7 protein-coding genes are annotated in these 21,146 nt (G+C 41.2%); 1 reads left to right on the top strand and 6 read right to left on the bottom strand.

Translation table 11 applies throughout. The features are described 5' to 3' along the window. Nucleotide 1 precedes the first annotated feature (1 nt). From FOC45_RS08380 to FOC45_RS08355, 6 genes are all read right to left on the bottom strand, one after another. Entirely contained in the window at nt 2-2,512 is a 2,511-nt protein-coding gene (locus FOC45_RS08380) for a DUF5686 and carboxypeptidase-like regulatory domain-containing protein (protein WP_009388642.1), read from the bottom strand. Between the two features lie 70 nt (nt 2,513-2,582). Further along, on the bottom strand, nt 2,583-4,148 hold the full coding sequence (locus tag FOC45_RS08375; RefSeq protein ID WP_009388641.1) for a UDP-glucose--hexose-1-phosphate uridylyltransferase: 1,566 nt from the start codon (nt 4,146-4,148) through the stop codon (nt 2,583-2,585). Nucleotides 4,149-4,154: 6 nt separating this feature from the next. After that, nucleotides 4,155-5,219 (bottom strand): aldose epimerase family protein, encoded by a 1,065-nt coding sequence (locus FOC45_RS08370; protein ID WP_009388640.1) that lies wholly within the window; start codon nt 5,217-5,219, stop codon nt 4,155-4,157. Nucleotides 5,220-5,231: 12 nt separating this feature from the next. Beyond that, nucleotides 5,232-6,389, bottom strand: coding sequence for a galactokinase (locus FOC45_RS08365; protein ID WP_009388638.1), 1,158 nt, complete (start codon nt 6,387-6,389; stop codon nt 5,232-5,234). Nucleotides 6,390-6,454: 65 nt separating this feature from the next. Beyond that, nucleotides 6,455-7,498, bottom strand: a complete 1,044-nt coding sequence (locus tag FOC45_RS08360; protein ID WP_009388636.1) for a phosphotransferase enzyme family protein — start codon at nt 7,496-7,498, stop codon at nt 6,455-6,457. Nucleotides 7,499-7,548: 50 nt separating this feature from the next. Next, complete coding sequence (locus FOC45_RS08355) at nt 7,549-8,412, bottom strand: sugar phosphate nucleotidyltransferase (RefSeq protein ID WP_009388634.1); 864 nt, start codon at nt 8,410-8,412, stop codon at nt 7,549-7,551. A gap of 442 nt (nt 8,413-8,854) precedes the next feature. Between FOC45_RS08355 and FOC45_RS08350 the strand changes: the two genes are divergently transcribed. Beyond that, nucleotides 8,855-20,827, top strand: a complete 11,973-nt coding sequence (locus FOC45_RS08350) for a T9SS type B sorting domain-containing protein (protein ID WP_155846653.1) — start codon at nt 8,855-8,857, stop codon at nt 20,825-20,827. The last annotated feature ends 319 nt before the right edge of the window (nt 20,828-21,146 follow it).

Here is a 21,146-nt window from a genome sequence, read left to right as displayed (position 1 = left end):
ATTAAAAAGATGGTTCTATACCTAAGCGTATGCCGAATTTAGGGTTACGTACCCCATTGACATCGTTGAAATCACTGCGCCATACAAAGTCTAAACGTATAAAACGGAAGTTGCCTAAACCGATATTTTCAATACCAAAACCGTATTCCCAATACAATTTTTCAGGAGAGTTGAACACTATATTACTCATATTAGCTGTCTTATTCTTTTCTGAGAGTGTTCCGTAAGCAAATCTACCGAAAAGGAGACTCTTAAAGCGTGTTTTCTGTAGGAATGGTACCCTATTGAACAAAAATCCATCAAAATGATGCTCGAAATATCCATTAATATAAGTGTCGGTGATAAAATCGTAGTAGTCAAGCAGTGCAAAAGTGTTTTTAGCCGTAGAATACGACTGGTTAGCTGGGGTAGGAGCAAGGGCAATAAGAGGGGCGGTACCCAATACTTTTCCTGCTTCGAGGTTAGCGTGCAGTATGCCGTAGCCAAACATAGGTATAGGCTTACTTGCTAATATTTGTACCTTGTCGTAGTCAAACTGACTATGGCTTATACCACTTACCCCTTTAGTATATTTGAGAGTATAGGTAGAAAACAACTTTTTGCCGTAGCGTTGTTCTACTCCATAGCCGAATACCTTTCTGCCAGGGGTAAAAGTCAGTTCGGTGCCGGTGTAAAAATTGTCATAATCGCGCAGTATATCGCCTGTTTTGGGGTTGCGATAAGCTATCAAAAAGTTCTCTTCGCTAGCGGAAGATAAACTTTGGTAGGTGCCAAACACCGAAAGCCGTATATTAGCTGCTATATCGTAGTTGATAACCCCTTGTATCTTCTTATTGCGTGTCAGATAATAGTTTTCACCCCTTGCAATAATGAAATTAGTGGTCTTTTCGAAATCTAAATTGGTGTCATCGTGCATCACAAAGCTACCTAACTGTAGGTTATCATCTTGGTAAGCAGCCCCGATGCCGATACGCGGACGGTAAGAAATAAGGTATTTGCCACTAACTCCGTATTTAAAAAGTTTATCTTTTAGTCCGTATGCTCCGTATACGTAGGTGCGAAAACGGTCGTCAGTAGAAATAAACGAGCGGAAGCCAGCCCGCAAGCGCAGTCCGTCAACGTTGTTGCTTGAGAAGGCTTGCCAGAAACGCCCAAACTGCATATACTTACCTATGGGGATGTAGCCAGAGGTTACGATGTCGGTCAGGTCACCTATCATTTTGATGCGCTTATTATCGCCTACTTCAGCTATAAGTCGCTTCGTTTTTGTTAAGTCAGTTCCACCGATAGTATGGGTGTCCCAATAACTATCTTCCTTTCTGAACTGGTTTTTTGATATTTTTACTACTTGTTGGTCGTAAAAGGTAGCAGGTTTGGGCTGGTTGAGGATAATATGCGAGAAAGATATGTTGTTTTTTACATATAATCCTTTTTCTTCGTCTTTTTTAGTCAAAAGAGTAAAATCGCCCTCCTGAATTTCGCGTTCAGGTAGGTAGATACTGTCATTTTGTATGCTAAAATACTTCTCAAAAGAGAGACCGCGTACCAAATTGATGTTTGTTTTAGGGGTGGTACGCATTTGTATTGATTTTACTATATAGGTTTTAGTATCTACTTCAAACTTCCCTTCGAGTGCTAAATCTTGGTCATCTCGGGGGAAGAAGTTGATGCGGTAGAACGAGCGGTTGCCGTCTTGTATGGTGTCGCTTAGCACGTATAGATACACCCCATAACCAAACTCTGCCAATGGGCTAACAAAAGGCTTGTTGAGTATCATATAAGTATTGTCGTAAATGTCGAAATCGTCAAATGATTGGCTTACACGCTCTAAGCCAAATCCTTGTTGTACAATACCTTGCGAGCGTTCTGCTTCTATATCTATCCGTTTTTTGTTCAGCTGATTATTGCCGTATACATTTTCTATTTTCTCGGTGAGGTACATCGGCAGCGAGAAAGTTTCTTTATATTTTTTCTCAGAAAGTATACGTCTAATAGTGTCGTATTCTTTGCCTAAGGCTTTTTGGAGGAAGATAGTATCGAGGTTGTTCACACCCAACTCGGTAGTGCTGTGTTTGCGGTACTGATAAGCCGTAGCATTTTGCAGTCCGCGTTTTTTCTTGTTTTTCCAGATGCCTTGTAACACTGCGTATGCAGGGTTTTCTTTTTTGGGTAGGGCTTTTTTAGGCTTTGCTATAATAGTTACTTCGTTTAGCTGCACCCCTTCGGGTAATACAATTACTAGTCCTTTGGTATTATCTTTATCTAAATGTACTTTTTTAGTAGTATATCCTATGAGCGAAACCTCTAATTCGCGTTGTTTTTTTTCTGAATATAGCGAGAAACGCCCCTCCTCATCAGTATAACCGCCGATAGTTGTTTTTGGGAATAGTACATTGGCATAGGGTATAGGTAAACCGTTTTCGTCAATAACTTTTCCTGACACGTGTGTCTGCCCAAAAACTGCTACTATGGGCAGTAATAAAAGGAGTAAAAAAGGTATTTTTTTTATCATAAAGAAAAAATTAAAGTGCAAAAGTAGTAAAAAGATAGGGAATTAGCAAATTTACTAATTCCCTATCTTCTTAAAGATTGTTTACTGCTTTTATAAACTTCCTAAATCCTTCTTCACCTTCTGGAGTGTGTTTGAAAACACCGCAGTTTTCTAATACTTCGCAGAAAGTATCTCCGATAGCCTTATCAATAAAACTGTCTAAACTATTAGAAGTGAGTGGAGTAGGGTAGTTGCTTATGTGTTGCTCTATCCACTTAGCGTGTTTTTGAAGGGCTTCGTCGTTGCTCATCTGTGCATATACGTTCTCAAACGGCTTGCCTGCAGCTATAGCTTCAGCAAGGAGCTTTTTAATACTTGCCATTTCAGTTTTGAGTCTACCTGGCAGGATAGCTAACCCCATCACCTCAATAATACCAATATTCTCTTTTTTGATATTGTGTAGGTGTTCGTAAGGGTGGAATATCCCCATTGGGTGAGCACTATCAGTGCGGTTGTTGCGCAAAGCAAGGTCGAGTTCGTATTGACCATTTTTGAAGCGAGCTACAGGGTTTACGGTATTATGGCGCACTCCTTGTGTATAGGCGTAAATACCAAGGCTTTCATCGCTGTAGCCTATCCACGATTGCAAGATATGGTCAGCTAAGTCGATAAGGCGGTCTTTGTCGCCGCGCAATCGCAATACGCTCATAGGCCAGTTTACGACACCTGCTTCTATATCTTCAAACCCTTTAAACTGCACTTTTTCCTTTACAGTAGCTTTTTCCATCGGGAACTCGTGCTTACCTCCTTGAAAGTGGTCGTGTGAGAGTATCGAACCTCCTACTATAGGCAGATCGGCATTAGAACTGAGGAAATAATGAGGAAATTGTGCGACGAAGCTCAACACGTGCTCAAAGCAAGCGCGGTCTATCTTCATAGGGCGGTGCTCACTCGAAAAGACGATACAGTGCTCATTGTAATAAATGTAGGGTGAATACTGAAAATACCAATCCTCGCCTGCCAAGTTGAGAGGGATAGCACGCAGGTTTTGTCTGCCAGCGTGGTTTACCCGCCCCATATAGCCTTCATTCTCTTTGCAGAGCAAGCATTTGGGATAGTTAGTGGCTACTACATCTTTTTGAGCGGCAATATCGCGAGGGTCTTTCTCAGGTTTAGATAGGTTGATAGTAATCTCTAAATTACCATATTTGCTGGGGTGTTCCCATAGTATATTCTTAGCAATCCTATCGGTACGAATGTAATTGCTCTGTTTGTTTAGCTCATAGAAGTCATTTGTAGCTTGTACTTTGTCTTTTTGGTAAGTTTCCCAAAAAGAAGCAGCTATCACCGAAGTACGCGGCAGTACTTGCCCCATAATCTTGGCGTTTAGAAGGTCGCGGTAGGTGATAGTATCAGCAGTAAGTTTGCCTTGCGTAGCTGCCCATTCTACAATGCGGTCGAGTACTTCTGTAGGATAGGTAATCGCTTGAGCGGCAGCTGTTATTTGAGCCTGCTCTTCAGCGGTAAACTCGCGATAACTATCACAACCAATGCTCTCTAATACCGCATTGGTAACGAGTATGCGATCCTCTTTTTTTACCAAGTTATGCAGCACTGCATAGGTAATAAGGGTTTCTATTTCAATGTAAATATCCATTTTTTATTAACGTCTAAACCTATAAATAGTTTCGTGCTTATAAACTTCTCCTTTTTCGAGGGGTTTTACTCCGAAATTAGGTTGGTTGATACCATCGGGGAAATCCTGCATTTCGATAGCTACTCCTGCAAAGCGAGGGTTCTTAACAGGTTTTTCCTGAGGGGTACATACCTTATCAAATACGGGTACCTCGTCTAAAAAGTTGCCAGTATAAATCACTGCGACCCGTTGGGTGGTATAGGCTTCCATAGTGATGCCACTTTCAGGAGAATGCAATACCAACTGAGGGGCAGCATTCAGTCCGCTGTGGTTGAGCACAAAAGGGTGGTCGTACGCACGAGTGATATTGAACTGAGGGTGTCCTTCGGCTATACCTTCCTTGATGACTTTCCCTTTGCGAAGGTCGAAAGTTGTGCCTTCAACAGCTAGGTATTTGCCAGTAGGTATTAATCCTTCTGCCAGCTCGCAGATGTTATCAGCCGCAATTTGTAGCTTTTGAGCATCGCCGTTTACTTCTAAGTCGCCTGCCAAGTTGAAATAACTATGGTTGGTGATGTTTAAGTAAGTTTTAGCATCGGCTACCGCCTCATAAGCGATGTGCAGACTATCGTCTTCAGTAAGGGTATAGCGCACTTTGAAATCTACAGTAGCAGGGTAACCCTCCTCGCCATCAGGACTTAGATAGTGCATTTCTATTCCGTTAGCGAGCTCTTTTACCTCGAAAATCTTACTGCTGAAGCCTTCTTTACCTCCGTGCAATGAGTTTTCGCCATTGTTTTTGTAGAGGTGATAGGTTTTGCCGTCTATAGAGAAAGCAGCTTTGTGTATTCTGCCTGAAGTGCGCCCTATGGTAGCCCCATTGTAAGCCCCATTGCCTATATAATCTTCTAAATGCGCATAGCCTAACACTACGTTTTTAAGTACGCCGTGTTTGTCTTTTACGCAAATTTCGGTAATAGTACCGCCTAAGCTAAGTACAGACACGCGAAAACCGTTCGCGTTCTGTAAACTATATTGATAGACAGCCTGTCCGTTATGAGTTCCGAACAGGCTTTTGTTGATGGTTATCATTCTTGTCTTGTATTAAAGTTTTCGTGCGCCTTCACTTACAGCAGCGATGTAGAAGTCGGCAGCATATCCTATTTTGTTTTTGTAAGCCTCGCCTACATTTTTGATAAAGTCATCTACTTTGTCTTTCTTCACGATGCTCACGGTACAGCCGCCAAAGCCAGCACCTGTCATACGCGAACCTACTACTCCTGGTTGTTCCCAAGCAAGAGCCGCCAAAGTGTCGAGTTCTACACCGGTTACTTCGTAATCATCGCGCAAAGAAATATGCGATTGGTTCATCAGTTTACCAAACTCAGCCAAGTTGCCTGCTGAAAGCTCTTTTTGTGCTTTTAGCGTGCGTTGGTTTTCGTATACGGCGTGTTTAGCTCTTTTCTGACGGATAGGACTCTTAATAAGGTCTTTGTTAGCTTCAAATTCTTCAATAGAAAGTTCGCCCAATGCTTTGATAGGCAGTTTAGTTTGTAGTTCAGCTAACGCTTCATCGCATTCGGCACGACGTTCGTTGTACTTAGAGTCAGCTAAACCACGGCGTTTGTTGGTATTAGCAATTACGATTACTTCATCTTTAAGCACTACAGGCACGTAGTCGTATTTTAGGGTGTTGCAATCGAGTAGTATAGCGTGGTCTTTTTTGCCCATAGCTATAGCAAACTGGTCCATAATACCAGAGTTTACCCCAATAAACAAGTTTTCCACCTTCTTGCCCAAAAGCGCCATAGCTATAGGGTCGATAGAGAGGTGGAATAAATCTTTAAGCACAATGCCGGTAAGCATCTCGATAGAAGCTGAAGAAGAGAGACCCGCTCCGTTAGGAATGTTACCTGATACGAGGAAGTCGAAGCCGCTGTCTATTTTGAAGCCTTCTTCTACAAACATTTTAATCACGCCTTTAGGATAGTTAGCCCAATCGTGTTTTTTGTCGTTTACCAATTCATCAAGGGTAAATTCCATTACACCAAGGTCGGCAAAGTTTTCAGAATACATACGGAAAGTACGGTCAGCGCGTTTGCTTACCAATCCGTAAGTACCTCTGTCGATAGCACAAGGGAACACGTTACCGCCATTGTAATCGGTATGTTCACCGATAAGATTTACCCGTCCTGGGGCGAAAAATTGTTGTTCAGCATCTTTGCCGAATACTTCTTTAAACTTTTGTTCTAGTGGTTTCATATTATTCTTTTTTAGTCGTTAGTTATTAGTCGTTAGTCCTTAGAAAGCGACTAATAACTAAAAGTTTATTTAAAATATTTTCTTGCAATAGCTTTTAATTCAGCTTCTTTATCCTCTAAACGTTGTAGCAACACAAACTGATTGCGTGCTCTGATGTAGTTTTCTTCAGGATAAGATGTTTTGAAATAGATGTCGTTGTTAAAATAATCAGCGAGGAAGCGGATACCGATGATAAAAATCATATACTTAGCACCATCTACTATATGTGCTTTTTCAGCCTCTGTCATAACAGGGTTCATTACCGAAAAACCTTTGCAGAGCGCCTCGAAGAAGTCAGTGTTAAATACTATTTTGCTGTCATCAGCCTCGTTTTCTTCAGTTGGACTGACAGAGGTACGCACCATATCGCCAAAATCGTATAGTAGGATACCCTGCATTACCGTATCGAGGTCGATAACTCTGAAATCATCAGGATTCGCTTTATTGATAAGTACATTGTTGATTTTAGTATCGTTGTGAGTGATGCGTATCGGAATGCGTTTTTCGTCTACTTCTTTTTGGATAAGATCGAAGATAACTTTGTGTTCTTGGGCAAATTCGTAGAGGTGTTTAGCTTTTTCTTTGCGAGCAGAAGTGGCTTGCTTATGAGCGTCTTCTAACTGTTGAAAACGCAAATGCCCGTTGTGAAAATTAGGAATAGTAGCTTGCAATCGCGAAGTGTCGATATTAGCAAACGTCTTCATAAAGGTAGCATAGGCGTTAGCAGCCTTTTCAGCTTGCCAAGGTTCTTCTATGAATTCGTATGAAGTGTAACCTTCAGCAAAAGGGAAGATGCGCCATACTACCTCATCAGCAGTTACTGAGTGTCCCCCTTGTTGGGTAGGCATCATTGGCAGGATAATGTGGTTATTGGGCTGTGTTTCCCACAGCAATTCGATATTGGCAATAATAGCAAGAGGTGTTTTGAATACATTGCTGTTAATGCCTTGTAGGATATAGTTGTTAGCACTAGTTTTTACCAAATAAGTGCGATTGATATGCCCATTGCCATAAGGCTCAATAGAAAGGATGTCTCCTTCTAAAATGAATTGATTGGCTATTTCTTTCATTCTTATAAATAATTAGTTGTTAAATTCTTGTTTTTCTGCTGTTGTTGCATTTAAAACCTGTCTGGATAGGCGCCTTTATCTACTAGCTTTTGTATTTCGTTTTGTACGAGTGCTAAATCTTCGTGGTACGTCATACCAAACCAGCTGTCGTGGTTAGGCAATACCTCTAATTTGTAACCGTAGTCTTTGATAGCGTGTTGTACAACCATTGGAATGTAAAACTCGGCTTTTGGGTTTTCTTTATTCTTTTCTACGAAATCAGCAAAATAGCGTTCGGCTATCTCGAATACCTCGTGAGTGAAGCCCCAGAAATTCATTGATACGTAAGTGCTTAGCGGATATTGAGTGTTTGTCTCCTCGTCTATGGCGGTGTGCTCATCTAATTTGCGCAACTTGGTAGCCTCGTTGATAGACAGCAAGTGGTGGTTTTCATCTACTTGGCAGATACCACGTGATACGGTACCATTTTCGCTAAGCGTATTTTTGAGCAGGTAGCCACCAGAGAAGAAAGTCTTTTCTTTTTCTGAGTTTAGAGCCTCATACATTAGGCGGTACCCCTCTTTTCCGTAGTAGTCATCAGCATTTACGATAAGGAATGCCCCTTTTACAAAGTCTTTTACACATAGCATAGCGTGCCCCGTACCCCAAGGTTTTTTGCGCTCTATTCCTTTAGGGTTGAAATCATCTTGATATACGTAAGTAATAGGCACTCCGGCAAAACGGTTTTCTAAGTGTTGGCGTGCGAGGTCGTCTATTGCGCGACGGATGATAAGCACGATGTTATCAAAACCTGCTTCGAGGGCATCATAGATAGCATAATCGAAGAGAGCATTGCCATTATGGATGTTTTCTAACTGTTTGTCGGAGCCAAAGCGACTGCCTAAACCAGCCGCTAATATTACTAATGTTGTCATATACTGTTAATTTTCAATATGATAAGGTTAAAAAATACGGTGCAAATGTGTTGTTTGGTGTAAGTCGTGGCAAAGATATAAAATATTTATTAATTATCAATTATTAATGGTTAATTTTTTTTAATTTCGGTTGAGAAGGCTGGGAGGATTGGGAGGGTTGGGACAGGTGGGACGTGACAAAGGGGAACCTTCGGTGTTCCTATAGTGTTCCTATAGTGTAGGTGTATCTTTAGTATAGGTGTTGGTTTTAATAGGTGATAAGGCTAAGGGCTAAATGTTAGTGATTAATATTAACAATAGTTTAACATTATGTAATTTGTTGATAATAAAGTAAATAGGTTTTTTTTATGGAAAAGTGTTAAGAGGTGAGTGGGAGCTTCTTGGTAGTTATAAAAAAAAATAGTACTTTTGTGGCATTAATTGTATGAGTATTTTATACGCAATGAAAAAGTTTCTTACAGCAATTCTATTTTTGATGTTGGGTGCAGTGGGCTATGCTCAGTGTATCAACGTACAGGTGACTTTTATCAAAGGGAACTGTTTTACTGATAACCAAATAAAGGTAACAGCCCGTGATATGAGTCCGTTTCCTTCTATTTGTTTGCCCTCGAGTGGTAAGTTTATTATAGAGCTACAAGGGGGGGGGCACGATGGTGATATGTTTAGAATGACGCAGCCTTCGCCAGGAGCTCCTTTTGAATATACTTTTTATAACCTAAAGGCTGAAGAATGGAACGGCACTAAGGTTGAGAAGATTAAGTATAAAGTGATTGTACGCGATGAGGATACGGGTGCTTTTGATGAGCGCGAGGTAGACGCTGAGTCTAACTATAAGCTTATGAATATACAGAACCTTACCGCTATACAACCAGTGAGCTACTGCGGAGGAGCTGTACAAAACGGAGGGGTGAAGTTTCAGATCCCCAATGGAGGGATAGGGCCATTTGAGGTAACACTACTGAAAATGGATGGTACGGTATTAGTGCCCACTCAAACCTTTCAGCGTCCAGCTAACAATGGTTATATAGAGGTAAAAAGCCCTGCGGTGCAACCTAATACCTATATTATAGTACAGGTAAAGGATAAGACCAATGTAAGCGACCAATGTGGGGAGACCCGCCGTTATCCGTCTTTCTATATACCTTCCGTGGTTCATAGATATACGGTAAACTGTATTGAAATAGCTACCCAAAGCCGTTATATGTATAAGAGTAGTGAGAATTGTAGCCACTACAATATGCAGATTTATATTAGTAGGAAAGATGGCGACTATCTATGGCGTAATCTTACTGATTATAATGCAGAGCTAAGAGACTGGTTTACTAAACCAGGTACTGCAGTGGCATATTTTAAAAACTCAAGTAAACCTGCTATTGATTTTTCTTCTTCTTTTTATGCAGGATCTCCTAATTATTATCATGCCTATTATACAGTACCAGGCTATCCTTTTGCTAAAGGTGATGATGTAGAGATTGTAATAAAGGGTCCTAAAAATACAATTAGAGAACGCTTTAAGTTTGACCATCAGTTAGATATGCCTACAGGAGGGTGTAACACTCTTATCTATAATGCTTATGGCTATAAATATGATGGTTCCTTTTCTTGGACCGAGTTAACTTGTGGTACTTATACCCTAACGAGACATGAAGGCTCAGTACATTCTAGCTACTCTAGCAATACAGGTAGGAATGCCTCTTTTCCTGATGTAAATACAGGAGAAGCAAGACCTACTTATGTAGGCGGCTGGCTTAACGGTTATTCTAATTTTAATCTACAACGCAAAGTAGGAGGGAATTGGGTAGATGAAGGTAATACTTCTTATCCATCTACACCAGGGGCTACTTATCGGTATATATATAAGAATCAGCCGGGGGGCTGCCCTGTAGCTTGTTCGAATGAGTTTGTAGTGCCTCATTACAATATGGGGGCAATTCCGCCAATGCCTACTCCTCAAGCACGTCCTGTTATAAAAATATGGGATAAGCTACAAACCGGCTTAGGGATGTATGCAGGTACGGGGGCTTTTAAGATATATCCTGATCATATTGATAAATTCTTTTATCCTCTTAAACTAAAGGTAGAGCGAGCTGATGGAGTTGCTTCGGTCACCTATCAAGGTTCTGTTGCTTTTAGCGATACTAAAACTCGTACCATTTCTTTCCCACTAAACTTGGAAATAAGAACATATTGGAGTACTTATGGTTATACAAACTTGCCAGCCGGTAGGTACCGCCTTACTGTAACGGATGCTTGTGGAGCTACGACCGTTAGAGAGTATCAGTTAGGAGCCGTTTCGTTTAACCCTAAAGTGAACTATGAAAAAGATTGTGAGGTAGGAAAGATAAATTTTAACATAGGGAGAAATATCACTGTGGCAGATGATAATTATTATGAAAGAGTATATTTGCAACAGGAAATAGAAGACCAATGGGGATATAAATCTTGGCCGTATGTGAATAATCACGCTTCTACAGGAGGCAACTATTTCAATGCCCAAACCGGTAGTTTTACTAACTTATTACCGGGCAAGTATAGGTTGTATTTTACTAATGTATATCTCAGTCACGGACTTTTCCATAATACGGGTACAAATAAATACGATAGATATAGTATTACAGACCCTACTACTCCGTATTTGTATAACAATGAATTTTATAAAGAGATTACTATTCCGCCGCTTGTGAAGCTTAATCCGGTAATTAACCCTGTTATTTGTCATAAAGGTAGCGCTACGGGTATGATAGCGGTAGACGTAACGGGGCAAGAGGTGTATTTCCCTATTACTTACCGTTTGTACCGCAAGGCTACAGCTACAGCTACTACCTCTACACTGATAGACTCTAAAACCTATCAGGCAAGCGATAATAAGTATTTCCATATTTTTGAAGGGCTTACTACGGGCTTCTATCGTATAGAGACAGACCACCGATGCCAAGTAGTGCCTAAGGATATAGATATAGATATAAGCAATGCCTTTAATCCGTTCTTGGTGATAGACCGCCCTGTACCTTTCTGTACAGGCAATCAGGCGCGGGTGAAGTTAGGGCTTTCTGAGCATATTTTTGATATTAAGTGGTTTAAGCTTGATGCTGATGGCAATAAAACTACATCAGCCCCTATAAAAATAGGTTCGAGCTTCTGGGAGAATATCTATACCACTACTACCTATTTGGCTGAATACACCCTAAAACCAAATGTAGGTTGTACTAATAACACTGTTTACACTAAAACCGCTACAGTGGTACTACCGCCTATAGACGAGCCTCCTTACTTTAGAACGCCTTGTCCTAATGATATAGAGGTAACAGTAGACCAAGGACAATGCGGTAAGCAGGTACGTTGGCGTGAGCCAGAAGCCTACCCTACGTGTAGAGGGGCAGTTACTCGTTGGCAATCACACACTCCTAATAGCTATTTCAATATAGGTGTACATACGGTTACTTATACCTTTACAGACGGCTCAGGCAATACGGCTTCTTGCTCTTTCCTTATAACGGTTAAGCCGCGTGGGCTACAGATTAAAACTACCCAACGTTATACTGATGCTGGGGGTAATACCCTTACCCAGTTGCAGCCTAACCAGCAGTTTTACTACGAGCTAAGGTATGAGAATACAGGTTCTGAAAATATTAATAAGGCCACTATAAATGTAACGTTGCCAGACAATACCTCAGTACAGCCTAATGGGGCACCTGACCTTAGTGGTGCAGGCGATGGTAGTTGGCAGAACCCGCAGCCTACTTCGGCTTACACTGCCTCTAATAAGTCGTATAAGTTTGGTATAGGGGAGAATTATACCCAATCAACTCTTAAATTGGGCGACCCAGAACGGGTAATACGTATACCGATGAAGGTAAGCAATGACTGTAGTGTACTGCTAAAACCTTGTGAAAGCTATGTACTTACTAACTTATCAATTACCTATGAGGGAGGGCCTTACGGCTGTCAGTCAGCTGAGTTTACCCAAACAGGGGCTATCTCTACGACAGTAAATGTATCGGGTTGTGGCCGCCAAGAGCTAATGTGTGGTACAGGAGCGATGACCTTTAATGCTATAGGAGGTTTTACCTCTTATCAGTGGTATGATAGCAATGGGCCTATTATAGGAGAGACGAATCCTTCGTACAGCCCGATAAACCCAGGAGTATATAAGGTAGAGAAAACAATTTCTTGTCACGGTACACTACTTACCGTTACTGAAACTATTGATTATCAATCAATAGGAAATATGGTAGACCCTATTAAAGCGCAAGCCCAAAATATAGGGGTTACTTGTGCAGGAACTGGTGGATGGACGAGTCAGTTCTACCTCTGTCAAGGAGGCTCGAAAGTTATATCGGTACCTTATAACAATACTCCTTATGAGTGGCAAACGTGGAATGGTAGCTGCAATAGTCAGGCAGCAGCCCAACCTAACTGCCGTATAGAGACAGACGACTGCTGGAGTACATTAAGCTCAGGTAAAACCTTTACGCTTACAACTGCAGGCTTATATCGTTTGAAATTCTTAAACTCAGGTTGTGATAAGGCGTTCTATTTTCAGGTGATTACGAGTGGGCTATTAGGTAGTCTGTCTAATAAGAAAGACGAAACCCCATTTGAGCAAGGTTCGGTAGACTACCAACTAAGTGCCAGTGGCGTACAATATAAGGTAGAGATATATAGGAATGGTACTCTTTTGCGTACCGATATAAAGACCGATAATATAGGTATTATAGAAAATCTAACAGAAGGTACTTACCGCTTTAAGTTTACTTCACCCCAGATACCAAATTGTGAGTATACGGCTAATGAGACTATCGGTAAGCAAACCGATATGAAGATGACGGCTACCTTTAAAGGCTTTAAAGAAGGGTCTTGCAACACGGCTAAGTTGCAGTTAAAAGCAGAAGCAGGACAGCCAACTTACCGCTTCTATATATGGAAGATAGACGGTCAGAAACAGTACGCTAACGAGGCAGCAGCTTTGGGCTCTGCTCCTATTGGTATACAATTAGCCAGTCAAGGGGCTACAGGAGTAGATATAGAAGTGCCTAATATTACCCAAGTGGGTGAATACGAATTTATAGTAGGTGACCAGCGCAATGGAGCGAAGGCATACTCAAACAAAGTACTGATAAGTCCGCCATCACCACATAACTTTACTGTATCGGCTACACAAGAGATACAATGTGAGAGTACCCCTAATAGTGGGTATATCAATATGATTTTCGCACCAGGAAGTCAGAATGTAAACCGTACTATCAACTTATATAAGTTAGACAACGCGGGGGCACGTGTGTTACCAGTGTTTAAAACTACTGGCGGTGGACTTTTCACAGGTTTGCCAGCAGGTACTTATGAAGTGGAAATGGTTTCGAATGTAGCAGGCTCTACTTGTCGCTATACTAAGAAACCGATAGTGATAAAAGCACCTCAAGCACCGCTTAGAGCCTATGCGGGGGTAGTAGCTGACCGCTCTTGTGATACGGCGAATAATCAATACAAAGTAGCAGTAAATAATGTATCAGGAGGTACCCCTCCATATCGCTATAGTTTTGATGGAGAGGCTACTTATGTGCCTGATAATATAGGCTATATAGGCAGTAGCAGTACTATTTATGTAAAAGATAGTAAAGATTGCCGAGTGAGCATTCCGATAACAGTAGAGCTGACAACTATGCCGACCATTAGCTTAAGTCCTATAGCATATCGTTGTGATAATGGTTATGGCGCGGTAACGATTACGGTATCGTCTACTGTATCGCAAACCTACCAGTATATATTAGATGGTAGTGCTACACAAACGCTTGTAGGGAATACTATTCACCGTACCTTAGCACCAGGGGCACACTCACTAACGGTGTATTATACCCCAGCGAATTCATCAACTACTCCTAATGTACTCTTTACAGAGGATTTTGGAACAGGCGATGTAGATACTTGTGTAGAAAGTGCTAATACTGATTTAGTATGTGCTACAAGCAGTACAACCCTAGAAGATGGACAACAACTCATTACTAAACAAGCTCCAGCAAAAGCTAATTGGACAGTACCTACTGACCCTACAGGTGGTAGATACTTAGCCGTAGCAGGTAATGGTAATAACGAGGTAGTGTATAAGCGCACTCTTACGGGAGTAGCCTTGGGTATACCTCTAACGGTGAGTGTAGATGCCGTGAGCCTATTAAGTAGTGGTGGAGTACCTGCTCAGTTTAGAGTTGCCCTTTGCAAAGCTGATGGTACAGCACTTAGAACTAAGCCATTAGGAGATGTAACTAACGGAGCGAGCTGGAAGAACTTAAGTGTTACCTTTACAGCAGCTGAAGTAGCAGGATTTACTAATAACAACATACAAATACGAGTGCTTAGTTCTGCACCACACGCATATGGTGCTTTAGGTAGTGACTTTGCTCTTGATAATCTGAAAGTAGCACAAGCTACTACTTATTGTGAACTAAAAGTTACAAAACTTATTAATATAGAGGCTAACAAACAGATGCGAGTAGAGAAATACGGTGCAGAAAAGAATGTTAGCTGTATAGGAGCCGCTGATGGACAGGTGCGTATACGCGTACTTAATGCACCTTCGGTAAATATTAAATATGCGGTAGCAGCTCTTAATACCTCTATGGTTACTTGGACACCTACTACTCTTGATGCCCAAGGAGTGTTTACTATCACAGGCTTAGAAGCTACCCAGAGTGGTAGTGTGCAGATACAAGATGCTCTACAGCCTAACTGTATCGGTACAGTAGAATACAAGATAGGAGAACCTACCCCTATAGTGCCTTCAGTAGTATTATTGGAGCGAGTAACTTGCCTCAATGGTGAAAAGGCTAAGGTGAAAGTATCGGCTACAGGTGGTAATACTGATGGTTATCAGTATCAAGTGCTGACAGTAAATGGAACTTTTGTACCTTCAACACCTACCCCTAACCCTTATGAGATAGGCGATATACCAGCAGGCACTTATACTATAGTGATAAAAGATGCCAAAGGCTGTACTACCTCTACTACTTTTGTAATAGATGGTTTGCGCACCCTTACCGTATCGGCAGTTCCTACCTCATTATGTTATAGTAGCAATGCTGAGAAGAAAGTAGTGCTAACTGTTACTAATGGTAATGGCAATAACTATAAAGTAACGCGTGTGGGTAGTGGTAATACCTATACATTTAACAATACGATATATACTTACCCTGATGCGTTAGAAGTAGGTGTCCATACCTTTACGATAACAGATAGTTATGGATGTCAGACTACTGTATCGGCAGAGATATATGCCCCACTCAGTTTGCAGGTATCGCCTACAACTCAGTTGTATGCGAGCTGTAATAGTAGCAGCCAAACCTTTGACCTATCGGTAACAGGTGGTGTACCTACTATGGACAAAGCTTTTAAATATAGTATAGATGGTGGGGTTACTTTTACTCATATCGCTACTAATACTACTAATGCTTCAGTTACTATACCTATACCGGTGGCTACTGATAGCACCATACAGTTTATGGTAACCTACAGTCCTGATGGTAATGAGTGTAGACGCGATCGTTTGGTGCGTATTAGCTATGACCCACCACGTTTCTTGAGCGATACCTTTACCACAACAAAAGCTATTTGTGGTGAAGATAATGGTTCGGTACTTATTACCCCAGCCGATTACTATGTAGGTACTACTTCGCATACGCTAGTAATACGCAATGCGGCTAATGTAGTACAAACTAATACAACAGCTATGGCAGCGGGTAATTATACCGCTTACCTAACCGATGCTCGTGGTTGTGTGGCTACTAAGTCATTCACTATCGATAAGATAGACCCATTAGTGTCAACAGCGACTATTACTAAACAAATGGGTTGTACGGCAGCTGATTTGGCAGAAATAACCGTTGGTTTGACTACAGGTGGTACGGCTCCTTATGTAGTGAAGGTACTTAACACGAGTACCAATGCAGAAGCTACCCAAACGGCGACCTCGAATAATATATCATTAGCTTTTGGTAGTTTAGACTATGGTAACTATCAGGTAACAATAACTGATGCTAATGGTTGTAACAAAGTACATAATTTAGTGATAAATCCGAACTCGAATGTGATGAGCATCACTTTCCCTACTATTTCGGGTTGTGTATCGCGTACCCATGCTATTATTAGTGCTACTAGTTCGGGTACCTTTAGCTCGACTACTAAAGCGTACTTTGCGATATATCGCCCAGGTATACAAAATCCGCCAGCTAGTTCGGCTGCTAATATGGTAACCACTAATAACCTTGATGGTATAAATACTGATAATTGGTACTTAGCTACGGCATCGGGTACAGGAGTAGCTGTAACTATTCCTAATCTAACACCAGGAGTACGCTATACTTTTGTAGTTTATAATATGACTACTAAGTGTAGAACTATACAGCAAGCGGCTTCGTCAGTGCCAGGTGTATCAAGCTTAACTGCTACCTTAACCGTACAGAATGTTAAATGTGCTGCAGGCAATGATGGTACATTAACCTATACGTTGGGAGGATACGATGGTTCTACCTCCGCTATGAGTTGGAATATCTATAAAGCTGATACCCATCAATCAGTAGCAGCAAATAGTGTAACATCACCATTTAACACTCCAGCTAATGTGAACACTCACTTGCCAGCAGGTAAGTATTATATAACCTTTACAGAATCGCCAAGTGGTTGTGTAAACTCATTTGAGTTTGAAATCAAACGTTCGGCTATAGAGATGCAGATTACTACAGTAGCTACTAAGAAAGCTACTTGTAAAACTGACGGACAGATATGGTTAGGCATTAGTGGAGGTACTGCTACTTATACTTATAATTATGTAGCAGCAGGTGGTGCTGTTCCTACGGTATTTACTCAGACTACTATAGCATCTAAATACGTAGATATGCCAGCAGGCGTGTGGGATGTGTATGTACGAGATGCTTTTGACTGTCAGAAAATGAGTACCATTACAGTTACTGCTTATGATATACCAAGTATAGCTACTGTTACTACCTTAGCTTGTCAAGCTTATAATAATACTAATGGAAAGATACCTGTACGAGTAGATTTAAGCCAGATAGGACAAGGGGCTCATTTCTATCGCTTAGATGGAACTGCGACTGAAACAATCAATTGGACGGTAGCTAACCAATCATTTGAAGTAGAAGTAACTCCGTTAGTAGCGCATACAATTACGGTAACTGATGTAAATGGTTGTGCAACCAGCACTACCTTTAGTACTACGGCACTTATTACAGCTACAGCTACCGTAACTAAATTGAAGAGTTGTGCTACACCTACCGCTCAGATAACAGTAAGTGTATCTGGGGGTACAGGTACGTACAGCTATACCTTAGAGCGTCTTGATAACGGAGCTATAGCAGGGGCAACTATTGCTACAAATACAGCATTAACAGGTGGGGTGATAACCCTTGGTACGGCAACCTTTACTCAAGCAGCTACTTACCGTATGTATATTTACGATGCGGAGACAGCAGATTGTAGACCTATAGTGAAAGAGTTTGTAGTACAAGACCCAGACCCAATTGATTTGACTGGCGTAGTATTACAACCTTATCACGAAAAATGTAATTTAGGACTGACAGCTACTCCTACAGGTAGTATAGATATAGTCATGCCTAAACGCTCAACCACTGAATCGTATACTTTTGCTATTAGTAGTGCTATCGACCTTACTACGGGTAATACCCTAACAGTAACGGCAACAACCCCTACTACCTCGGGTACACACTCGGCTACCTTTACAGGCTTGCACGGTACTCCACAAGGTGTGAAGTACGATATCCGTATCACAAACCAAGATGGCTGTACAGCAGGGGTTTATACTGTGGTAACCTCACCAGAGCCTATCACTTTTGAAGATGGAGTACTGACCGCTACACAGTATAAGTGCGAAAACGGTACAGGACTTTCTACTCCTAAGGTAGTACTTGATGTGACGAAGATAAAAGGAGGCGTACCACCGTATACTACTGAGTTCTATAGCACGGCAAGTAGTACTTTATTGGGTAATGGTACAGAGTATAGCTTGCCAGATTTAGCAGGAGGAAGTTACTATGTACTAGTAAAAGACAATGCTGGATGTAGTTCGGTTACGGTAAGTGTAACAGTAGCCCCAGCCTTTGAGCTTACTACCCTAAGTATTACTACTACGGTAACGGCTACTTGTGCGGTAGATGAACAAATACGTATAGATGTAGGTACTACAGGCTATATAGCAGGTACAATGTTGCGCTACACTATTCAAGGTACAGACAATAGTATTGCTACGGTTACTACAGTGGCAAGTCCGAGTCTTACCATAGCCTTGCCAGGCTCTAAGAACCTAAGAGGCAGCGGCTATACGATAGAGGTACTCAACGAGCAAACAGGCTGTAAGATAATGGGGGTACATACAGTAAAAGACCCTAATACCTTTGCAATAGTATCAAGCAATCCTGTGAGGGCTATTTGTCATAGTGGCTATGGAGCAATAACCCTATCGGTAGTCGATAGAGACCTATCAGATGGCGACCAATCGGCAGGTTTTACCTATACGATAACCTCAGTGGGCTCAACATCACCTACAAATATCTCAGGTAGCGAGGCTGGCAATACAAAGACTGTTACCGGTCTGCTAAAAGGTGGTACTTATGATATAGAAGCTACCTCGAATGCGACAGGTTGTGTGATAGCTAAACACCGCTTTATCATACCATCAAATCCTGATGAGATAAAAGTAATTCATGCGATACAAATGGTATCGGTAGACTGTAGCAATGAAAATGCAATTGTACGACTTGCTATTAGTGGCGGACAGCAAACCTATACGGTAGTGCTTACCCCTATAAGTGGTACACCAGGAGCCGCAGTTACTAAAACTGATGTGCCAGCAGGTACACCAGGAGTAGATTTTGAGGGGCTTAATGCTGCAGGGCCAGGAGTTCCAGGTATTTATCAGATAACAATAACCGATGCATTAGGTTGTACTTCGTTTACCGGTTCAAGTACCGTTACTGTTGATCCTTATGATAGCATACAGATAGCAAGTGTAACTACTGAGCTGACCCCTATCACTTGTGTAGGAGCTAAAGATGGTAAGCTGAAGATGAGCAATCTGGCAGGAGGTACTCGTCCGTACTTCTATAAGTTAATATCAGTGGCTACCAATGTAGAAGTACAAAACATTGAAAAGAATGCTTCAGAATACACTTTTGAGGGTATTGAGCCAGGTACTTATAGAGTAGACTTCTATGATGCTAAGAACTGTATGGTGTCATTACCAGGTACCTTTACATTTACAGATCCTCAACCTGTTAGTGTTGATATAGACGAAGACAACTCACAGTTTTACACTTGTAATGGTCAGAATGGAGGTAAGTTAGAGCTTAAAAATCTTGTAGGAGGTACAGGTACTTATACTATCGACATCGTAAGAGCTGATAATAATCAGAAAATAAATGGACATAGAGATGTAACGGGAACTACCGATATTTTTGATAACTTGCCACCAAGTCCTAAGGATACTTATTATCAACTGGTAGTTAAAGATACTAACGGCTGTGTGATGACTAAGACGCTAACCTTTACAGTGGTAGAGTTTCCAGATATCAATGTGAACTACGTAGAGAAAGAGGGCACTTGCGAGGCTAATACGAATGATTATAAAGACTATTTGGTGGTTAAGTTCCGCAGTCCGGAGGTTGATTTTAGCAAGATAACCTATAGTCTTAACGGCACAGCCACAAGAACCTCGTTTGTACGTACATTGGGTAATGTGGGCTATATATATGAGTTCGATAGAACGATAGCGAGTCAGACTATTGAGGTACATTACGATACTACGAGCCCTGTTAGTGGACATTGTAGTGCAAGTAAGAACTTTACCATTGATTTATATGTGCCACTCACCCTTTCTGATACCACTAGTTCAGCAACAGCTATCAATACGATACAGGTAGAGGCTAAAGGAGGTACGGTTACTAATCTGAAGGGCTATACTTATTATTACAATGGTGTAGATAGAGGTGATAGCACTACTTATAAGATAAACCACAACGATCCAGAACGCATAGCACCTGATGGTACACGTATTAAGATAGTAGAGGTAATGGTAAAAGACGCTAATGGTTGTACGGTAACCCTTACGTTAGAGGTACCGTACCACGATATAGAAGTACCGAACTTCTTCACTCCGAATGGCGATGGTGAAAATGATGTGTGGAAGCCTAAGTACTTAGACAATAATGTGAATGCACGTATTTACATATTTGACCGCTATGGTAGGCGTTTAGCGAACTTAGCACCAGGAGAAGGCTGGAACGGAGAGTATGATGGACGTTCGATGCCAGCGGGAGATTATTGGTACATTATAGAAATCAATGATCAGTTGTACGACAAACGCCAGTTTTATGGCAACTTCACTTTGTATCGATAATCGATAATAATTGATTAATTGATAATAATAGTAATATAATTAAACAAATGACAAAAGCCAGCAGTTAACTGCTGGCTTTTGTTTTTCTGATAGTTATATCTTAGCATTTATAACTAAGCATTAAAAGTTATAACTACCCATTCCCCCTTTGAAGGGGGGCAGGGGGGATGTTTTATCATAAGATGTTAAATGTATATATAAACATTCTCCCGCCCTCTTCAAAGGGGGAGTTCATACACGAGCATCCTAAAGCTAACATCGAACGAAACTTTTTTTTAAACGAACGATGAGCGAACAATAAGCGAAGGATAACTAAAGC

This window comes from Capnocytophaga sp. FDAARGOS_737 (assembly GCF_009730375.1).
Classification (GTDB): Bacteria; Bacteroidota; Bacteroidia; order Flavobacteriales; family Flavobacteriaceae; genus Capnocytophaga; species Capnocytophaga leadbetteri.
This window is presented reverse-complemented; position numbering and strand designations above follow the sequence as displayed.